Below are 15,958 nucleotides of genomic sequence, written 5' to 3'. Positions count from 1 at the left end.
CGCTAGGGTTGTCAGTGTATGGGGCAGACGCCTGGCGAGAAAATCTATTCCCTGCCATGGAATAAGTTTTTTCCTGGGACGTCGTACTGGCACCTTCTCACTGAACCGGGTATCTACCATGAACTCACCCTTGCATGGCCCAGCCAAGGCGCTTCGCCTGGCCGGCATAGGCGCCGTGATGCTGGCGCTGGGCGCAGGCTTCGCCTATGCCGCCGGCTGGATCGGCGGGCCGCAACTGACCCCTCAGCGCATCATCGATACCTTCGAGGCCCAGGCCGGCCACTATCCGGGCTACCGCAAGAACCACGCCAAGGGCCTGTGCGTCAGTGGCTACTTCCAGGCCAGCGGCCAGGCTGCAACGTTGTCCACCGCAAGGGCTTTCAGCCAGGAGCGGGTCCCGGTGATCGGCCGCTTTGCAATCGGCGGAGCTAATCCATTCGCCCCGGATACGGCAATACCGGTGCGTAGTATGGCGATCCAGCTGAGCACCGATGATGGCCAGATCTGGCGAACCGGCATGAACAACCCTCCGGTACTGGCAGTGAGCAACCCGCAAGGTTTCTATGACCAGGTGCTGGCCGGCGCGCCAGACCCCGCCACTGGCAAGCCCAACCCTGCCAAGATGCAGGCATTTTTCGCGGCGCACCCGGAAAGCGCGGCGTTTCGTCAGTGGGCCGCAAGCTACAAACCCAGCGACAGCTTCGCCAACACCCAATACCACAGCATCAATGCCTTTGAGCTGATCGATGCCAGCGGTACGGCGCATCCGGTACGGTGGCAGTTGGAACCACAAACAGCGCTCAGCCCCCTTCCCGGCCAGGTCGATGACAAGCTGTTCCTACAGCATGACCTGCAACGGCGCCTGGCCCAAGGGCCGCTGCGCTGGACCCTGCGCCTGGTGCTGGCCAACCCGGATGATGCAGTGGATGACCCGGCTCGACCATGGCCAGCTGACCGGCGCAGCGTTGAAGCCGGCACGCTGGTGATCGAGCAGGTCGACGCCCCCGAACAAGGCGCCTGTCGCGACTTGAACTTCGACCCATTGATCCTGCCTAGCGGCATCAAGCCCACTGCCGATCCGATCCTCGCTGCCCGTTCTGCCGCCTATTCGGAATCTTTCAACCGCCGCAGCCGCGAAGCCCAGGGCGAAGGAGCACAGCAATGAAACCCGACGTCTTTCACCCTCTGGCCCGCCTGATTCACTGGCTGATGGCGGTGCTGATCATCGCCATGCTGTTCATTGGCGTGAGCATGGTCGGCGACCTGTCCCTGCGCCACCCACTGTTGATCGACCTGCACAAAGCCACGGGCCTGGCCTTGCTTGTGCTGGTGATCGTACGCCTGTGCCTGCGCCTGACCTTACCGCACCCGCCCTTGCCGACCGACATGCCAGCCTTGCAACGCATCGCCGCAGGCGCATCCCATTGGCTGCTGTATGGGCTGATGCTGGCCATGCCGCTGCTGGGCTGGGCGATGCTTTCGGCCGGTGGCTACCCACGCCCGCTGCAACTGCCGGCAATCGCCCCGCACGACTTGCAGCTGTACGCGGTGCTTCGCCAGGCCCACGGCTGGGCCGGCTATCTGCTGTTCGCCACCGTACTGGTGCACTTGGGTGCCGCGCTGATGCATGCCCTGGTAAGGCGTGACGGGGTGTTGCGCAGCATGTGGCCAGGCCCTGTGAGACGCGGCGAATAAAAAGCTGCTAAGCCGCATGGCGCTGGCAATTGCCATGCGCCGCGCGCCCGCTGATAAGCACTGCGCGCAACCTTGCAGAGTGTGTTTTAATGCGTCGCTAATTATTTTAAACACCTCTGATTACAAGGCGGCTATGGACACGGGGACGCGACTCAAACTGGTGCGTGAACGCAACAACCTCTCCCAGCGGGAACTGGCCCGCCGCAGCGGGTTGACCAATTCGACGATCTCGCAGATCGAACAGAACCGTGTCAGTCCATCGGTCAGCTCACTGAAAAAACTGCTCGAAGGGATCCCCATGACCCTGGCCGAGTTCTTCAGCTTCGACGAGCCAGTACGCGAGGAGCGTTTCGTGTTCCGCGCCAGCGAGCAACCAGACCTTGGCCGCAATGGCTTACGCATGCTGTTGGTCGGTGCCAGTGTCGAGGCCCGGCAGATGCGCATGTTGCGCGAGCTCTATGCCCCAGGTGCCGATTCAGGCGAGCCGATCGTGCATGCCGAAGGCGAAGAATGTGGCCTGGTGACTCGTGGCACTGTCGAGCTCTGGGTCGACGGCCAGGTGAGCATTCTCAACTCCGGCGACGGGTACTACATTCCCACCACCTTGCCACACAGTTTCAAGAACATCGGCCAGGACGAGGCGGAAATCATCAGCGCCAACACGCCGGCAAACTTCTGACCGAGCTGCGGCCTCGCCTGCGCGAGGCCTTGGTAGCTCATCGTTGCAGCGCTTGTTCGACGAAGTCCAGGCGGTCCTGGCCAAAGAACAACTCACCGGCGACGAACATGCTTGGCGCACCGAATATACCCCGCTCCACCGCCTGCTCAGTGGCGTGCTTGAGTTGCGCCTTGACCTGAACATCCGCCGCCAAGGTTTGAAACCCTACAGGGTCTAAACTCGCTTGGCGCAGTGTCTGTTCTAACACCGCCGCATCGCTCAGGTCGCGCTGGTGCTCCCACAGCCCCTTGAACAATACGCCCAGCAACGTTTCGAAGTGCTCCGGGGCATGCAACTGCGTACCAATGACCCCACGCATCAAGGTCAGCGTGTTCACCGGGAAGCCGGGCGGCAGCCCGAAGGGCACGCCGTAGCGTTTGGCATAACGCCCTAGGTCGTTGAACATGTAACGACCTTTTGCCGGAACCATCGCCGGCGAGGCGTTGCCAGTGGCCTGAAACACCCCGCCCAGCAGCATTGGCCTATAGCTCAGGGTCGCGCCATTGCGGGCACACAGACTAGGCAACTGAGTCCAGGCCAGATAGCTGGCTGGGCTGCCCAGGTCGAAGTAGAACTCTACGGTCTTGCTCATTTAATCCACTCCTTGATTCCCAGGCTTACCAGCGCTCCATCCACGGCCGCAGATCCAGTTCGAAGGTCCAGGCATCACGGGGCTGGGTGTGCAGGAACCAATAGCTGTCGGCGATGTGTACCGGGTCCAGAATGCCGGCCTGATCTTTCAATGCGTAGCGCTCGGGGAAACTGTCGCGGATAAAAGCGGTATCGATGGCTCCATCCACCACCACATGTGCAACATGGATATGACGTGGCCCAAGCTCGCGCGCCATGCTCTGGGCCAGCGCCCGCAGCCCATGCTTGGCGCCGGCGAACGCAGCAAATCCGGCGGCACCCCGGGTACCTGCCGTTGCACCGGTGAACAGAATGGTGCCCCGTTCGCGAGTGACCATCCTACGGGCAACGGCCTGAGCCGTGAGAAAACCTGCAAAACACGCCATTTCCCAGACCTTGAAGTATTTGCGCGGGGTTTCATCAAGAATGCTGCACGGGACATTGGCGCCGACATTGAACACAAACACTTCGATTGGCCCGATATCACGCTCGATGCGTTCGACCAGCTCAGCTACTTCCTGCTCCTTACGAGCGTCAGAGCCGTAGCCATGGGCCTGGCCGCCCTCGCCGCGAATTTCATCGATCAGCGGCTGCAGCTTGTCGGCTTGACGACGCGTTACACATGCCACGTAACCCTCTCGGGCAAACCGCTTGGCGATCGCGCCGCCGGTGGCATCCCCGGCGCCGACGATCAGCGCCACCTTGGGTTGCTCTCCCATGCCTGCCTCCATTAATGAATGATCGTTTAGTAAACGAACGCTATGTTAAGATCAGCGCTTCGTCAAGCAGCGCGCAGAGGCCGCCATGCGCTACTCCTCAGAACACAAACAGCAGACCCGCGACAGGTTGTTGGCAAGCAGCGGCGCGCTGGCCAAGCGCGGTGGCTTTTCTGGCACCGGCGTGGCCGGCCTGATGAAGGCCATCGGCCTGACAGGCGGCGCCTTCTACAATCACTTTCCCTCCAAAGACGCGCTATTTACCGAAGTGGTCCGCCAGGAGCTGTGCAATAGCCCTTTGGCACGACTGGCCGAACAGGGCGCAAGTCGCGAGCGCCTGGCGCGATGCCTTCAGCAGTACCTGAGCCTGGCGCACTTGCACAATGCCGAGGGCGGCTGCCCGCTACCGCCGTTAGGTGTGGAAATCGCCCGTGCCGAACAGCCTGTGCGCGAAGAGGCTGAACACTGGCTGGTGACTTTGCATGGCGCATGGAGCCAGACGCTGGAAGACTCGGACTTGGCTTGGGTACTGATCAGCCAGTGCGTCGGCGCGGTGATGGTCGGGCGCATGCTCGCCAGCGAGCAGGTGCAGCAGCAGTTGCTCGATGCCAGTAAAGGCTTCGTGGTCAGGGCGCTGAGCGAGGGTGATTGACTTGCAACAGCGGCCCATACCGCTTCGCGCCGCACGGGCCAGACTTGATGATCGCCCATGGCGTCACGAATAGGCTATCGGGGCCAACGGGCTGGAAAACCCGCTAATCGATCGTACCCCTCAGGCACGGCCAATTAGCGGGTTTGCCACAGTGATCACGAAGAAGCACTCAACGCCTGACTGGTTTGCTCCCGGGCGGCATAACGCTGCGCCAACACCGCACAAACCATCAACTGGATCTGGTGAAACAGCATCAGCGGCAGAATCATCGCGCCAATACCCGCCCCAACGAATAGCACCTGCGCCATCGGCACGCCGGTGGCGAGGCTTTTCTTGGAGCCGGCGAACAGGATGGTGATGCGGTCTTCCAAATTGAACCCCAGCACCTTGCCAAGCACGCGTGTGCCCAACAGTACCACCGCCAGCAGGATGCCGCAGACCGCGAATAGCCCCGCAAGATGCTGTGGCGACACGGTGTGCCACAGGCCAGTCACCACTGCATCGCTGAACGCGGTGTAGACCACCAGCAGGATCGAGCCCTGGTCGACGATCTTGAGCCAGCGAGCATTCTGCTTGACCCACGCACCTATCCAGCGTCGTGCGATCTGGCCGGCCACGAAAGGCACCAACAGCTGCAGAGTGATCTTCAACACAGCATCCAGACCCGACCCGGTATCGCCATTGGCCCCGAGCAACAACATCACCAGCAGCGGCGTCAGGAAAATACCGATCAGGCTGGACGCGGCAGCACTGCAAATAGCAGCTGGCACGTTGCCGCGGGCTAACGAGGTAAAGGCGATGGCTGACTGCACGGTTGCGGGCAACGCGCACAGATAAAGCACTCCCAGGTACAGCTCATTGCCTACCAGCGGCACGAACAACGGCTTGAACGCCAGCCCCAGCAACGGGAACATGACGAACGTGCAGGAAAATACCAACAAATGCAGGCGCCAGTGACCGGCGCCGGCGATGATCGCCTCGCGGGAAAGCTTGGCACCGTGCAGGAAGAACAACAAACCGATTGCCAGGTTCGTCAGCCAGCCAAAGTACACCGCGCCGTCGCCCGAGCAAGGTAGCACGGAGGCAGTCAGCACCACCGCAAGTAGGCAGAGGGTGAACTTGTCGAACAACATGCGCAAATATTTCATAACAGTTTCCATCTTGTCGTTGTGCAACGATGGACGATAAGGTCTGGCGTTTTTTCCTGCTAACGCCGAAACCCCGGTCGATATCGCTCAACGGACACCTCAACGAAGGATATTGCATGATCATCAAACGTCTCGCCCCACTTAGCCTGATGTTCGCTTTCAGCTCGGTGTACGCTACCGACGCGTTGCAGGCCAGGGTCGACCAGGTCATTGGCCCTTTGATGAAAGAGCAGGACATCGCAGGCATGGCCGTTGCGGTGTATGTCGATGGCCAGCCCCACTACTTCACCTATGGCGTCGCCAGTAAAGCCGATGGCAGGCCAGTGACCGCTGACACACTGTTCGAAATCGGTTCACTGAGCAAAACCTACACCGCTACCCTGGCTGCCCTGGCCAGTGCCGAGGGCAAGCTCGACCTGCAAGCTTCGGCACGCAAGTACCAGCCCGCACTAGCCGGCACGCCCTTGGGCGAGGTCAGCGTCCTTGAACTGGGCGCCTACAGCGCGGATTGCCTGCCTTTGCAGTTCCCTGATGAGGTACAGAGCGCCGAGCAGACCCTGGCATTCTTCCAGCACTGGCAGCCGCGCACTAAGCACGGCACTCAGCGCTGCTATTCCAATCCCAGCCTGGGCTTGTTTGGCGACCTCGCGGCACGTGCGCAACATCGCCCGTTCGCCGAGGTAATGACCGATCATCTGTTGCCGCAATTGGGCCTCCGACATACCTATCTGCAGGTGCCAGACAGCGCCCAGGGCTTGTACGCCCAAGGCTACGACGCGCAGAACCGCCCGGTGCACGTTGGCCCAGGTCCGTACGCTGATCAAGCCTATGGCATCAAAACCAGTGCCAATGACCTGCTGCGCTACCTGCGCCTACAAATGCAACCGGCTGAACTGGCACCCGCCCTGCGTAAAGCCATGGCCGTCACCCAGGCAGGTTACTTCAAGGTAGGTAGCATGACGCAAGGCCTGGGCTGGGAGCGCTACGCGTACCCGGTGCAACTGAACACGTTGATCGAAGGTAACAGCTCTCAACTGATTCTTCAGCCACAGGCTACTCAGCGCCTGACCCCACCACTGCCAGCCCAACCTGCGGCCTGGTACAACAAGACCGGCTCGACCAATGGCTTCGGTGTATACGCCGCTTTCATTCCCTCCGAAGGCAAAGCCATCGCTCTGCTTGCCAACCGCAATTATCCCAACGAAGCCCGCGTGCGGGCCGCCTACAAAATCCTCGAAAAACTCGACCACTAAGTCACGCGAAAAGGATTGTCGGACAAAATGTAGTGGTTGAAAAATTTCACTACAAAACCATTGACGCCCTTCATCGGCCTTGGGCATGATGAAGCTGTCTCCCCGATCGGGAGCGGTGGCAAGGGTGTTCCAGGCGGTCTGCGCGGTAACGCAGGCTGCCCGTGGAGAGGGAATCTGTCCAAAAGGCAGCGTAAGAAAGCCCCTGTTGCGATGCTGCTGTAGCAGCCTTGGTAGCGCGCTACAACCTGTGGCGCCAACTGTGAAAATCAACAACAACTGGGTGATGGGGGCTTTATGATGAACCTGAACAACAATCCGACTATCGATCAACTGGCAGAGCTGTTCGCCGTTCGCAAGGACAGCCTCGACGACCACCTGCTGTGGGTCAGCCAAACCGGCGAGGTGCGTATTGACCGCCTGCCGCCGAACACCGTCGAGGATGAATTCGAAACGCACCTGCCCAGCATGCGTGCTCGTTTCAAGGTCTACCGCCGTGGCCAGGGCTATGTCGGCAAAAAGGCCGCAGCCGACACCGAGTTCGTTGGCCGCGTTCTGCAGACCCTGCAACAAGAATGGCCCGCCGCCCGTGAGCGGCAGGCAGTCAAGGTGATCGAATCGCTCAATTGAGCATCCATCATCATTAATCAAGCCCGGCCTGAATAGGCCGGGCTTTTTTCATGACCGCTACCAATACGCTTGGTCAGGCCTTGAGCCGGTGCGGTTGCCCAGGCATCGGTAAAGCCCCCGTGGCAAGGGCCCGAGCGCGGTCGACACCCCACACCAGCGCGCGAGTCATGGTCTCGCCTGGCCGTGTTGGGTAGTACTCCTCATGCAACGACCTACCATCGCGCGCGTATAACCCAAGAAACAACTGCGTCGCGCCGAGCCGCGACAGGCGCACTTGGATATCCAGCGAAGTGCCATCGCTGAGTACCTCGTCGTGGCTGCGACAATGCAACTGGGCATCGGCCCATTGCCAATACGTCTCGTCCCTGACTCGCATGAAAGCTCAATCCTCTGTGGCCTGAATGCCACCCAAGAAGACCACAAGTGAGCAGCGGCTACGAGCGCAACCGGCTATTACCATGAGCCGGGTCAATCAACACGAACAAAAACCCCGCCGTTGGGCGGGGCACTGTGAGTAGGTTCACATATTGATGGGTTTACTTACGTGCAGGTACCCGGGGCGTGAAACGGCCTTTCTTGCTGCGCTGTACTGATGCGGGCTTGAGCTCCTCTGAATCATCCAGCGTCATGTGTGCAAAGCCAAGGCGGAAAGCTGCCTGGCCGCAACGCACTTGGCTGTTGATCGGAAAAGCATCGTTCATGTCTTCGTAAAAGGAATCGCTCATGCCCTGTCTCCGTTCAGTGGCGACCGCGCCGGCCAGTGCTGGACTGGCCTCAAGAACACGGCCTGTGAAAATGAGACTAGCCGGTCACATGCAGACTGCCTGGACAAAAAACATCGAACCGACAAGTGGCATTTAGCTACCTCAGCCGCACCGCCGTGCCGGTAGCGAATACAACAACCATGCCACCCTGAACCGATGGCATGCTGATCTCAAAGTCCACCCCGACCACGGCATCGGCTTGCAACTGCCGTGCCCGCGCTATCAGCTCTTCTGTTGCCTGCTGGCGCGCCTCACGTAGCGCGCCTTCCAGCGTCTGCGAACGCCCGCCGAACACGTCACGAAACCGGGTGAAGAAATCGCGCACGAAGTTGATGCCTTGCACCGATTCGGAGCTCACCACGCCGAGGTATTCGGCGATCGGGCGACCTTCGAGCTGGCTGGTGGTAGAGATGATCACATTGCGCTCCTTGGCCTGGGTAAAATGCCGAGTCTACCAAAGCCGTGCAGTGCTTCCCTATTGCGCGCTGGCTGCCCGCAGGCGCTGCCCAAGTTTCGCCCCGAACACATTGACCACCAGCCCGAGCATCACCAGCAGCGCGCCCCACCCTTGCACCGCCGTCAGCCGCTCACCCAGCAACCAGGCCGAAGAGCTCAGGCCGATGACGGGCACCAGCAGCGAAAAAGGCGCTACCTTGCCCGCTGGGTGGCGCGACAACAGCTTGCTCCACAGGCTGTAGCCAATCATGGTGGCCACGAATGCCAGGTAAGCCAGTGCCAGCACCGAGCTCCAACCTATGTTTGCCAGAGAATGGCCGATGCGCTCCGGCCCCTCCAGCCACCAGGACAAGGCCAGAAATGGCAGCGGCGGGATCAACCCGCCCCAGATCACCAGTGCCACCAGGTCCACCGAGCCGAAGCGTCTGGTGATGATGTTGCCCATGCCCCACATGGCACCGCCACACAGGGTCAGCAGTAGCGCAATCAGTGGCACATGACCGCTGTCTTCGCTGCCGATCAGCGCAAGGCCACTCGCCGCCACCAGCAAGCCCAGCACACTGGCCAGGCGCAGACGCTCGCCGAGGAACAGCGCAGCGAAGCCAAGCGTGAAGAAGGCCTGCGACTGCAATACCAGCGACGCAAGCCCTGGCGGCATGCCGCTGTACATGGCCTGAAAGAGGAAGGCGAATTGGCCTAGGGAGATGGTCGCGCCGTAGGCGATCAACCAGCGCCATGGCAGCTTGGGTCTCTTGACCAGAAGCACGGCAGGAAACGCCACCAGCAAAAAGCGCAAAGCGCCCAGGAGCATCGGTGGCAAGCCATCCAAGCCGACTTTGATGACCACGAAATTGACTCCCCAGGCGACGATGACCACTAGGGCGATCAGCAGGTCCTTGAGCGGCATTGCAGCTTCCTTCTTTAAGCGTTCTAGACATATTTAGTAACAGCATAAGGGCTTTCTCAAAGGAGCGACCAGCACAGTTGTGGCCAACCCTTACATTACAGATAGTGTTACGTCCGCCGAAGTCCGCTGACCTCTTCTGCATGTTCATCAGTAAATCCACTGTGAATCATCAGCGCTTTCGCCGCTGGCGACTATCTCGGGGTAGATAGGCGATCATAAAAAAGCAGGCGTACTCGTAGTACGTAATACGTACATACCGAAGCCTGCGGCAGCCGCGGGGAATGTCCGAGCATCACTGGACAGCACTAGGAATAGCCAAGAGCTTGCGCCCCACGCATTTGCACCTAGCTGCGAACCCGTGGCATAGATACTGGTCAACGTTCTTATGTGGTCGATTTCGCGCTTTCCGAGGAGAACCTGCATGAGCAAGCCCAGCTACGTCCCGCCCAAGGTCTGGCGCAACGACGCCGCGTCCGGCGGCCAATTCGCCAGCATCAACCGCCCCGTCGCAGGGCCGACCCATGACAAACAACTACCGATCGGCAACCACCCTCTTCAGCTGTACTCACTGGCCACGCCCAATGGGGTTAAAGTCACCATCCTTCTCGAGGAATTGCTTGCCTTGGGCCACAGCGGCGCCGAATACGATGCCTGGCTGATTCGCATCAGCGACGGCGATCAGTTCTCCAGCGGGTTCGTCGAGGTCAACCCCAACTCCAAAATCCCAGCACTGCTCGACCGCAGCGTAGAGCCGCCGGTGCGTGTTTTCGAATCTGGTTCGATCCTGCTGCACTTGGCGGAAAAATTCGGTGCATTGCTGCCCACAGCTCCAGCAGAGCGCACCGAAACGCTGAACTGGCTGTTCTGGCAGATGGGCGCGGCGCCGTATCTTGGCGGTGGGTTCGGCCACTTCTACGTCTACGCGCCGGAAAAAATCGAGTACGCCATCAACCGCTTCACCATGGAAGCCAAGCGCCAACTCGATGTACTGGAGCGCCGTCTGTCGGTCAGCAAGTACCTGGGCGGCGAGCGCTACAGCATCGCCGACATCGCCGTGTGGCCATGGTATGGCCAGCTAGTGCTCGGCAAGCTATATGACGCCGCCGAGTTTCTTGCGGTAGACGAATACCCGAACCTTCAGCGCTGGGCTAAAGCCATCGCCGAACGCCCAGCTGTGCAGCGCGGCACCCGCGTCAACCGCACCTGGGGCGATGAAGCCAGCCGAGTGCCGGAACGTCACTCGGCAGCGGACCTGGACTGATGCAACAGGGGCCGCGCTGCGGCCCCGACAATGCCCCGACGCAACAACCCATTTCTGCAGCGCAAACCTCCCTCTCTCGATCCCTTCTTGTACACTCCTGGCATTAGCCCAACCTGCACAAATTCTGGTGAAAGCATGATCGAGGTAACCGAGGTTTCCATCGCCGAACTGCGCGATGCGCTCGAAACTGGCCGCACGACGTCGGTCGAGTTGGTCAAAGCCTATCTGGCACGAATCGAGGCCTATGACGGTGCCGATACGGCCACTGCACTCAATGCCGTAGTGGTACGCAACCCCGAAGCGCTCAAAGAAGCTGAAGCCTCCGACGCTCGTCGCAGCAAGGGCCAAACGCTGAGCCCGCTGGACGGCATCCCCTACACCGCCAAGGACAGTTATCTGGTCAAGGGTCTGACCGCCGCTTCCGGCAGCCCTGCGTTCAAGGACCTGGTCGCCCAGCGCGACGCCTTCACCATCGAGCGCCTGCGGGCTGCCGGTGCGGTGTGCCTGGGCAAGACCAATATGCCGCCGATGGCCAATGGTGGCATGCAGCGTGGTGTCTATGGGCGCGCCGAAAGCCCATACAACGCCAAGTACCTCACTGCACCGTTCGCCTCGGGCTCATCCAATGGCGCCGGCACTGCGACCGCCGCCAGTTTCAGCGCTTTCGGGCTGGCCGAAGAAACCTGGTCGAGCGGGCGCGGCCCGGCCTCGAACAATGGCCTGTGCGCCTACACCCCCTCGCGCGGGGTGATTTCGGTACGCGGTAACTGGCCGCTGACCCCCACCATGGATGTCGTGGTGCCCTACGCCCGGACCATGGCCGACCTGCTGGAAATCCTCGATGTGGTGGTAGCCGATGACGCCGACCCGCGCGGTGACCTGTGGCGCTTGCAGCCGTGGGTGCCGATCCCCAAGCCGTCCTCTGTACGCCCAGCCTCCTACCCAAGCCTTGCGGCCAGCGCCAGTGTCAAGGGTAAGCGATTTGGCGTACCGCGCATGTACATCAATAAAGATGAAGCGGCCGGCACTTCAGCGAAGCCTGGAATCGGCGGCCCCACCGGGCAACGCATCAACACCCGCGCCAGCGTCATCGACTTGTGGAACCAAGCGCGTCAAGCCCTGGAGGCGGCCGGCGCCGAGGTGGTCGAGGTGGATTTCCCGCTGGTGTCCAACTGCGAAGGCGACCGGCCGGGTGCGCCGACGGTTTACAACCGCGGCATCGTCAGCAGACAATTCCTGCACGACGAACTGTGGGAGCTGTCCGGCTGGGCATTCGATGATTTTCTGCGGGCCAACAATGATCCGAAGCTCAACCGCCTGGCCGATGTCGACGGCCCGCAGATCTTCCCCCACGACCCCGGCACACTGCCCAACCGTGAGGACGACCTGGCCGCCGGCATGGACGAATACGTCAACATGGCCAAGCGTGGCCTGAAGAGCTGGGAGCAGATCGAGACGCTTGAAGACGGCCTGCGCGGGCTGGAAAAAACCCGCAAAATGGACCTTGAAGACTGGATGGACGCTCAGCGCCTGGACGCCGTGCTGTTCCCAACCGTGGCCGATGTTGGGCCGGCCGATGCCGACGTCAACCCAACCTCGGCGGACATTGCCTGGAGCAACGGCATCTGGGTCGCCAATGGCAACCTGGCCATACGTCACCTCGGTGTGCCGACCGTTACCGTGCCCATGGGCGTAATGGCAGACATCGGCATGCCAGTTGGCTTGACCTTCGCCGGCAAGGCTTACAGCGACAATGACCTGCTGAGCTTTGCTGCGGCGTTTGAGGCCACTGGATCGCGGCGGATGATTCCGCCGCGTACGCCAGCTCTGGGTTAACACACCCAGGCTACAGGTGAACCCGCTTGCAGGGCGATTCGGCCAGCATGAGGGGTTCACCTGCACTGACATAGGCCATGAGTCGCTTATTTCAACGAGATGTGTAAAAATCAACACAAAGTTGAAATAGTGGTCCCTCCATGGCACCCATCGAAGAACGAGCACTGACATTCAAAGTGCTCAAGGCCGCTATTCAGGCCTTGGGCAGTGTCGCCCCGCGCAACATGGAAATCCTCCTGCACGACCTGGACCACCCGGAGCATTCCGTGGTGTCTATCGTCAACGGCCATATTTCCGGGCGGGTCATTGGCAGCCCGATCCTCGCCGCCCCAGAGCAGGACCAAGGTTTCAAAGCGCTGATGCACGCAAGCCACGCCCAACGAGGCGCGGACCCCGTGGTATTGCCTGATTACCCCACCTCGGTGAAAGGCCGCACGCTGCGCAGTGCCACGGCGATTCTGCGTGACAGCAGCGGCCACCCCTTCGCTAGCCTGTGCGTCAACACTGACCTGAGCGACCTAAATGCCGCGATGGATTTTCTGCGCCAGCTGCAGCCATTGGGCGCTGAGCCGCCGGAGGCTATCGTTGAGGAGCCTGCCGACATGGCGTTGTTGATGGCAGAAATCATCGAAGACGCGCTACAGCGCACAGGCCATGGCCGAATGAACAAGCAGGCCAAGGTCGAAGCCGTGAGAGTGATGCAGGAGCGCGGACTGTTCATCGTCAAGGGCGGCGTGGAAAAGGCCGCTACTGCCCTCGGCGTCACCCGTTACACCATCTACAACTACCTAGAGCAATTGCGCGGAGCGAACCGATGACCTTGCACATTCACACGCCATTGATCGAATCTCGCCCGCTGTCGCTTGCCGCAGGTGCTACGGTGCGGCTCAAACTTGATGCCCTGCAGCCCTGCGGCTCGTTCAAGCTGCGCGGCGTAGGCCACGCCTGCGAGATACACCACGGGCGGGGTGCGCGGCACTTTGTGTCGTCGTCGGGCGGCAATGCCGGGCTAGCGGTGGCCTATGCCGGGCGCACGCTCGGGGTACCCGTCACTGTGGTGGTGCCTGAGACCACCACCGAGCGCGCCAAGCAGTTGCTGCGCCTTGAGGACGCCAAGGTGGTGGTGCATGGCAGTTCGTGGCAAGAGGCCAACGAACTGGCCTTGACGCTGGTTGGCGCCGAAGATGCATTCATTCACCCGTTCGACGACCCGCTGCTGTGGGCAGGGCATGCCAGCTTGGTAGATGAAGTGGCAGCCGCAGGCTTCAAACCCGATGCAGTGGTGCTGTCGGTTGGCGGCGGCGGGCTGCTCAGCGGTGTGGTCCAGGGCCTGCAGCGCAATGGCTGGGACGACATACCGGTATTGGCAGTGGAAACCCGCGGAGCTGCCTCACTGCATGCGGCCATGCAGGCCGGGCACACGGTGGAACTGCCGGGTATCGCTTCGGTGGCCAGCTCACTGGGTGCCAAACGCGTGGCGGAACAGGCGCTGGCGTGCACCCGAGCACATCCCGTGCACAGCCACGTGGTCAGCGACCGCGCTGCGCTACAGGCTTGCGAGCGCTTTCTACTTGACCATAGGTTGCTGGTCGAACCGGCGTGTGGTGCTGCCCTTGCGCTCGCCTACGATGAGCAGACCCTGGCCAGCTACTCACGTGTGCTGGTAGTGGTTTGCGGCGGCGCCACCGCCACGCTGGAACAGATCCAGGCGTGGCTCAAGCAGGCTCACTGACCCACGATCAAAGAAGGTTGCACCTGTCAGGCTTTTTCTAGGGCATCTTCTTTGTGCATCGCCAAATGCCCGGTCTTGTCGCTTTTTACCTCATATTGCGGCGCGTCTTTGGAGCAGTGGCGCTGTCGCCCGCAGAATTCGACGTCCTGCACATGCACCTTGACTACCTTGCCATGGATGACGCCGGCCTCGGAATTCCACTTCACGTGGTCGCCAGCCTTGTATCGATTGCTCATGATATTCCCCTTGCCGTTGGTCGAACTGTCATCAAGTTGTTCGCATTGCGCTGTACTACTGAACCTTCCTTAGGTTGAACAATTCAATGCTGATCACCGCCGCCTGGACGAAATGCACCCTGCGCCCTTTCGATCTGTGGCAAGTGAAGGCACAATGCGGGTCTTTTTTTTGGCCGGCCTGGCCGGGGGCCTTTAAATGATCAAGACGCCGTACTACCTCATCGACAAAACCAAGCTGCTGAGCAACATGGAGAAGATCGCTTACGTGCGTGAAAACTCCGGGGCCAAGGCGCTGCTCGCCCTCAAGTGCTTCGCCACCTGGTCGGTGTTCGACCTGATGCAGCAGTACATGGACGGCACCACCTCGTCGTCGCTGTTCGAGCTCAAGCTCGGCCGCCAGAAGTTCGCTGGCGAAACCCATGCCTACAGCGTGGCCTGGGCCGATGACGAGATCGAGGAAATGCTCGAGAATTGCGACAAGATCATTTTCAATTCTATCGGGCAGCTACAGCGCTTCGCCGAACAGTCCGAAGGCAAGGTCCGCGGCCTGCGCGTCAACCCCCAGGTGAGTAGCTCCGACTACCTGCTGGCCGACCCAGCCCGCCCGTTCAGCCGCCTCGGGGAATGGGACCCGGAAAAGATCGAGCAAGTGATCGAGCAGATTTCCGGCTTCATGTTCCACAACAACTGCGAAAACGGCGACTTCAGCCTGTTCGACAAAATGCTGTCGCACATCGAAGAGCGTTTCGGTCACCTGCTGCACAAGGTCCAATGGGTCAGCCTGGGTGGCGGTATCCATTTCACCGGCGAAGGGTATGCACTGGACGCCTTCTGTGCGCGCTTGAAGGCCTTCTCGCAGAAATACGGTGTGCAGGTCTACCTGGAACCAGGCGAGGCCGCCATCACCAATAGCGCTTCGCTTGAAGTGACGGTGCTCGACACCCTGTTCAACGGCAAGCACCTGGCCGTGGTGGACAGCTCGATCGAGGCACACCTGCTGGACCTTCTGATCTACCGCCTCAACGCCAAAATGGCCCCCAATGACGGCGAACATACCTACATGGTGTGCGGCAAGTCGTGCCTGGCGGGTGACATCTTCGGCGAATACCAATTCGACCGCCCTCTGGCCATCGGCGACCGCCTGTCGTTCATCGACACTGCCGGTTACACCATGGTCAAGAAAAACTGGTTCAACGGTCTGAAAATGCCATCGATCGTGGTCAAGCAGCTCGACGGCAGCGTTGAGGTGGTCCGCGACTTCGGTTTCGAAGACTACGTTTCCAGCCTGTCTTAAGACTGGCAATCCAAGTAAGGAGCAACAGGTAAA

Annotated in this window: 19 protein-coding genes; 11 read left to right on the top strand and 8 right to left on the bottom strand. The window is 60.7% G+C overall.

The genetic code is table 11. The features are described 5' to 3' along the window. The first annotated feature begins 118 nt into the window (after positions 1 to 118). The 3 genes from HU725_RS09975 to HU725_RS09965 all read left to right on the top strand — a co-directional run bounded on the left by HU725_RS09975 (position 119) and on the right by HU725_RS09965 (position 2,374). Positions 119 to 1,165 (top strand): catalase family peroxidase, encoded by a 1,047-nt coding sequence (locus HU725_RS09975; RefSeq protein ID WP_186477079.1) that lies wholly within the window; start codon positions 119 to 121, stop codon positions 1,163 to 1,165. Continuing rightward, a complete protein-coding gene (locus HU725_RS09970) occupies positions 1,162 to 1,695 on the top strand; it encodes a cytochrome b (protein WP_186477078.1) in 534 nt (177 codons plus the stop codon). The genes HU725_RS09975 and HU725_RS09970 overlap by 4 nt, the downstream gene beginning before the upstream one ends. A 133-nt stretch (positions 1,696 to 1,828) precedes the next feature. Continuing rightward, complete coding sequence (locus HU725_RS09965) at positions 1,829 to 2,374, top strand: cupin domain-containing protein (RefSeq protein WP_027916793.1); 546 nt, start codon at positions 1,829 to 1,831, stop codon at positions 2,372 to 2,374. Between the two features lie 37 nt (positions 2,375 to 2,411). Here the strand turns inward: HU725_RS09965 and HU725_RS09960 are convergent, their stop codons facing one another. Beyond that, positions 2,412 to 3,005: a 2-hydroxychromene-2-carboxylate isomerase gene (locus tag HU725_RS09960; protein WP_186477077.1), complete on the bottom strand. Its 594-nt coding sequence runs from the start codon at positions 3,003 to 3,005 to the stop codon at positions 2,412 to 2,414. Between the two features lie 25 nt (positions 3,006 to 3,030). Beyond that, positions 3,031 to 3,762 (bottom strand): SDR family oxidoreductase, encoded by a 732-nt coding sequence (locus tag HU725_RS09955; RefSeq protein WP_060476572.1) that lies wholly within the window; start codon positions 3,760 to 3,762, stop codon positions 3,031 to 3,033. Positions 3,763 to 3,847: 85 nt separating this feature from the next. On the opposite strand from HU725_RS09955, the gene HU725_RS09950 reads away from it, so the two are divergent. After that, positions 3,848 to 4,411: a TetR/AcrR family transcriptional regulator gene (locus tag HU725_RS09950; RefSeq protein ID WP_186477076.1), complete on the top strand. Its 564-nt coding sequence runs from the start codon at positions 3,848 to 3,850 to the stop codon at positions 4,409 to 4,411. A 155-nt stretch (positions 4,412 to 4,566) separates the two neighbouring features. Here HU725_RS09950 and HU725_RS09945 read toward each other — a convergent pair whose 3' ends face one another. Further along, positions 4,567 to 5,559, bottom strand: a complete 993-nt coding sequence (locus HU725_RS09945; protein WP_409488066.1) for a bile acid:sodium symporter family protein — start codon at positions 5,557 to 5,559, stop codon at positions 4,567 to 4,569. A 116-nt stretch (positions 5,560 to 5,675) separates the two neighbouring features. Here HU725_RS09945 and ampC point away from each other — a divergent pair, with 116 nt between their 5' ends. Both ampC and HU725_RS09935 read left to right on the top strand, forming a co-directional pair. Then, positions 5,676 to 6,812, top strand: a complete 1,137-nt coding sequence (gene ampC / locus HU725_RS09940) for a class C beta-lactamase (protein WP_186477074.1) — start codon at positions 5,676 to 5,678, stop codon at positions 6,810 to 6,812. A 294-nt stretch (positions 6,813 to 7,106) separates the two neighbouring features. After that, on the top strand, positions 7,107 to 7,439 hold the full coding sequence (locus tag HU725_RS09935) for a hypothetical protein (protein WP_060476575.1): 333 nt from the start codon (positions 7,107 to 7,109) through the stop codon (positions 7,437 to 7,439). 73 nt (positions 7,440 to 7,512) lie between these two features. Here HU725_RS09935 and HU725_RS09930 read toward each other — a convergent pair whose 3' ends face one another. From HU725_RS09930 to HU725_RS09915, 4 genes are all read right to left on the bottom strand, one after another. After that, positions 7,513 to 7,815, bottom strand: a complete 303-nt coding sequence (locus HU725_RS09930; protein ID WP_060476576.1) for a hypothetical protein — start codon at positions 7,813 to 7,815, stop codon at positions 7,513 to 7,515. A 160-nt stretch (positions 7,816 to 7,975) separates the two neighbouring features. Then, complete coding sequence (locus tag HU725_RS09925) at positions 7,976 to 8,164, bottom strand: hypothetical protein (RefSeq protein WP_060476577.1); 189 nt, start codon at positions 8,162 to 8,164, stop codon at positions 7,976 to 7,978. 136 nt (positions 8,165 to 8,300) lie between these two features. Further along, a complete protein-coding gene (locus tag HU725_RS09920) occupies positions 8,301 to 8,621 on the bottom strand; it encodes a YbjQ family protein (RefSeq protein ID WP_060476578.1) in 321 nt (106 codons plus the stop codon). 57 nt (positions 8,622 to 8,678) lie between these two features. Further along, the gene (locus HU725_RS09915) at positions 8,679 to 9,566 is read right to left on the bottom strand and encodes an EamA family transporter (RefSeq protein WP_186477073.1); all 888 of its coding nucleotides are present in this window, start codon (positions 9,564 to 9,566) and stop codon (positions 8,679 to 8,681) included. A 421-nt stretch (positions 9,567 to 9,987) separates the two neighbouring features. Here HU725_RS09915 and yghU point away from each other — a divergent pair, with 421 nt between their 5' ends. The 4 genes from yghU to HU725_RS09895 all read left to right on the top strand — a co-directional run bounded on the left by yghU (position 9,988) and on the right by HU725_RS09895 (position 14,395). Further along, the gene (gene yghU, locus HU725_RS09910) at positions 9,988 to 10,827 is read left to right on the top strand and encodes a glutathione-dependent disulfide-bond oxidoreductase (protein WP_186477072.1); all 840 of its coding nucleotides are present in this window, start codon (positions 9,988 to 9,990) and stop codon (positions 10,825 to 10,827) included. Between the two features lie 135 nt (positions 10,828 to 10,962). Next, positions 10,963 to 12,663, top strand: a complete 1,701-nt coding sequence (locus HU725_RS09905) for an amidase (protein WP_186477071.1) — start codon at positions 10,963 to 10,965, stop codon at positions 12,661 to 12,663. A 140-nt stretch (positions 12,664 to 12,803) separates the two neighbouring features. After that, positions 12,804 to 13,481 carry a helix-turn-helix transcriptional regulator gene (locus tag HU725_RS09900; RefSeq protein ID WP_186477070.1) on the top strand — a complete coding sequence of 226 codons (678 nt, stop codon included), beginning with the start codon at positions 12,804 to 12,806 and terminating at the stop codon, positions 13,479 to 13,481. Further along, a complete protein-coding gene (locus tag HU725_RS09895) occupies positions 13,478 to 14,395 on the top strand; it encodes a pyridoxal-phosphate dependent enzyme (protein WP_186477069.1) in 918 nt (305 codons plus the stop codon). Before HU725_RS09900 ends, HU725_RS09895 begins: the two co-directional genes overlap by 4 nt. A gap of 26 nt (positions 14,396 to 14,421) precedes the next feature. Here the strand turns inward: HU725_RS09895 and HU725_RS09890 are convergent, their stop codons facing one another. After that, entirely contained in the window at positions 14,422 to 14,631 is a 210-nt protein-coding gene (locus HU725_RS09890) for a hypervirulence associated TUDOR domain-containing protein (RefSeq protein WP_186477068.1), read from the bottom strand. Between the two features lie 196 nt (positions 14,632 to 14,827). Between HU725_RS09890 and HU725_RS09885 the strand changes: the two genes are divergently transcribed. Further along, positions 14,828 to 15,925, top strand: coding sequence for a carboxynorspermidine decarboxylase (locus tag HU725_RS09885; protein ID WP_186477067.1), 1,098 nt, complete (start codon positions 14,828 to 14,830; stop codon positions 15,923 to 15,925). Positions 15,926 to 15,958: the final 33 nt, after the last annotated feature.

Source organism: Pseudomonas promysalinigenes (genome assembly GCF_014269025.2).
GTDB classification, from domain to species: domain Bacteria; phylum Pseudomonadota; class Gammaproteobacteria; order Pseudomonadales; family Pseudomonadaceae; genus Aquipseudomonas; species Aquipseudomonas promysalinigenes.
Note: the sequence above shows the minus strand (reverse complement) of the source record. Positions and strands in the feature narration are given on the sequence as shown.

What these genes read in the sequence shown, in the direction of transcription:
- HU725_RS09975 (WP_186477079.1), top strand. Translation starts at nt 119, where the DNA reads ATGAACTCACCCTTGCATGGCCCAGCCAAGGCGCTTCGCCTGGCCGGC.
- HU725_RS09970 (WP_186477078.1), top strand. Translation starts at nt 1,162, where the DNA reads ATGAAACCCGACGTCTTTCACCCTCTGGCCCGCCTGATTCACTGGCTG.
- HU725_RS09965 (WP_027916793.1), top strand. Translation starts at nt 1,829, where the DNA reads ATGGACACGGGGACGCGACTCAAACTGGTGCGTGAACGCAACAACCTC.
- HU725_RS09960 (WP_186477077.1), bottom strand. Translation starts at nt 3,005, where the DNA reads ATGAGCAAGACCGTAGAGTTCTACTTCGACCTGGGCAGCCCAGCCAGC.
- HU725_RS09955 (WP_060476572.1), bottom strand. Translation starts at nt 3,762, where the DNA reads ATGGGAGAGCAACCCAAGGTGGCGCTGATCGTCGGCGCCGGGGATGCC.
- HU725_RS09950 (WP_186477076.1), top strand. Translation starts at nt 3,848, where the DNA reads ATGCGCTACTCCTCAGAACACAAACAGCAGACCCGCGACAGGTTGTTG.
- HU725_RS09945 (WP_409488066.1), bottom strand. Translation starts at nt 5,559, where the DNA reads ATGAAATATTTGCGCATGTTGTTCGACAAGTTCACCCTCTGCCTACTT.
- ampC (WP_186477074.1), top strand. Translation starts at nt 5,676, where the DNA reads ATGATCATCAAACGTCTCGCCCCACTTAGCCTGATGTTCGCTTTCAGC.
- HU725_RS09935 (WP_060476575.1), top strand. Translation starts at nt 7,107, where the DNA reads ATGATGAACCTGAACAACAATCCGACTATCGATCAACTGGCAGAGCTG.
- HU725_RS09930 (WP_060476576.1), bottom strand. Translation starts at nt 7,815, where the DNA reads ATGCGAGTCAGGGACGAGACGTATTGGCAATGGGCCGATGCCCAGTTG.
- HU725_RS09925 (WP_060476577.1), bottom strand. Translation starts at nt 8,164, where the DNA reads ATGAGCGATTCCTTTTACGAAGACATGAACGATGCTTTTCCGATCAAC.
- HU725_RS09915 (WP_186477073.1), bottom strand. Translation starts at nt 9,566, where the DNA reads ATGCCGCTCAAGGACCTGCTGATCGCCCTAGTGGTCATCGTCGCCTGG.
- yghU (WP_186477072.1), top strand. Translation starts at nt 9,988, where the DNA reads ATGAGCAAGCCCAGCTACGTCCCGCCCAAGGTCTGGCGCAACGACGCC.
- HU725_RS09905 (WP_186477071.1), top strand. Translation starts at nt 10,963, where the DNA reads ATGATCGAGGTAACCGAGGTTTCCATCGCCGAACTGCGCGATGCGCTC.
- HU725_RS09900 (WP_186477070.1), top strand. Translation starts at nt 12,804, where the DNA reads ATGGCACCCATCGAAGAACGAGCACTGACATTCAAAGTGCTCAAGGCC.
- HU725_RS09895 (WP_186477069.1), top strand. Translation starts at nt 13,478, where the DNA reads ATGACCTTGCACATTCACACGCCATTGATCGAATCTCGCCCGCTGTCG.
- HU725_RS09890 (WP_186477068.1), bottom strand. Translation starts at nt 14,631, where the DNA reads ATGAGCAATCGATACAAGGCTGGCGACCACGTGAAGTGGAATTCCGAG.
- HU725_RS09885 (WP_186477067.1), top strand. Translation starts at nt 14,828, where the DNA reads ATGATCAAGACGCCGTACTACCTCATCGACAAAACCAAGCTGCTGAGC.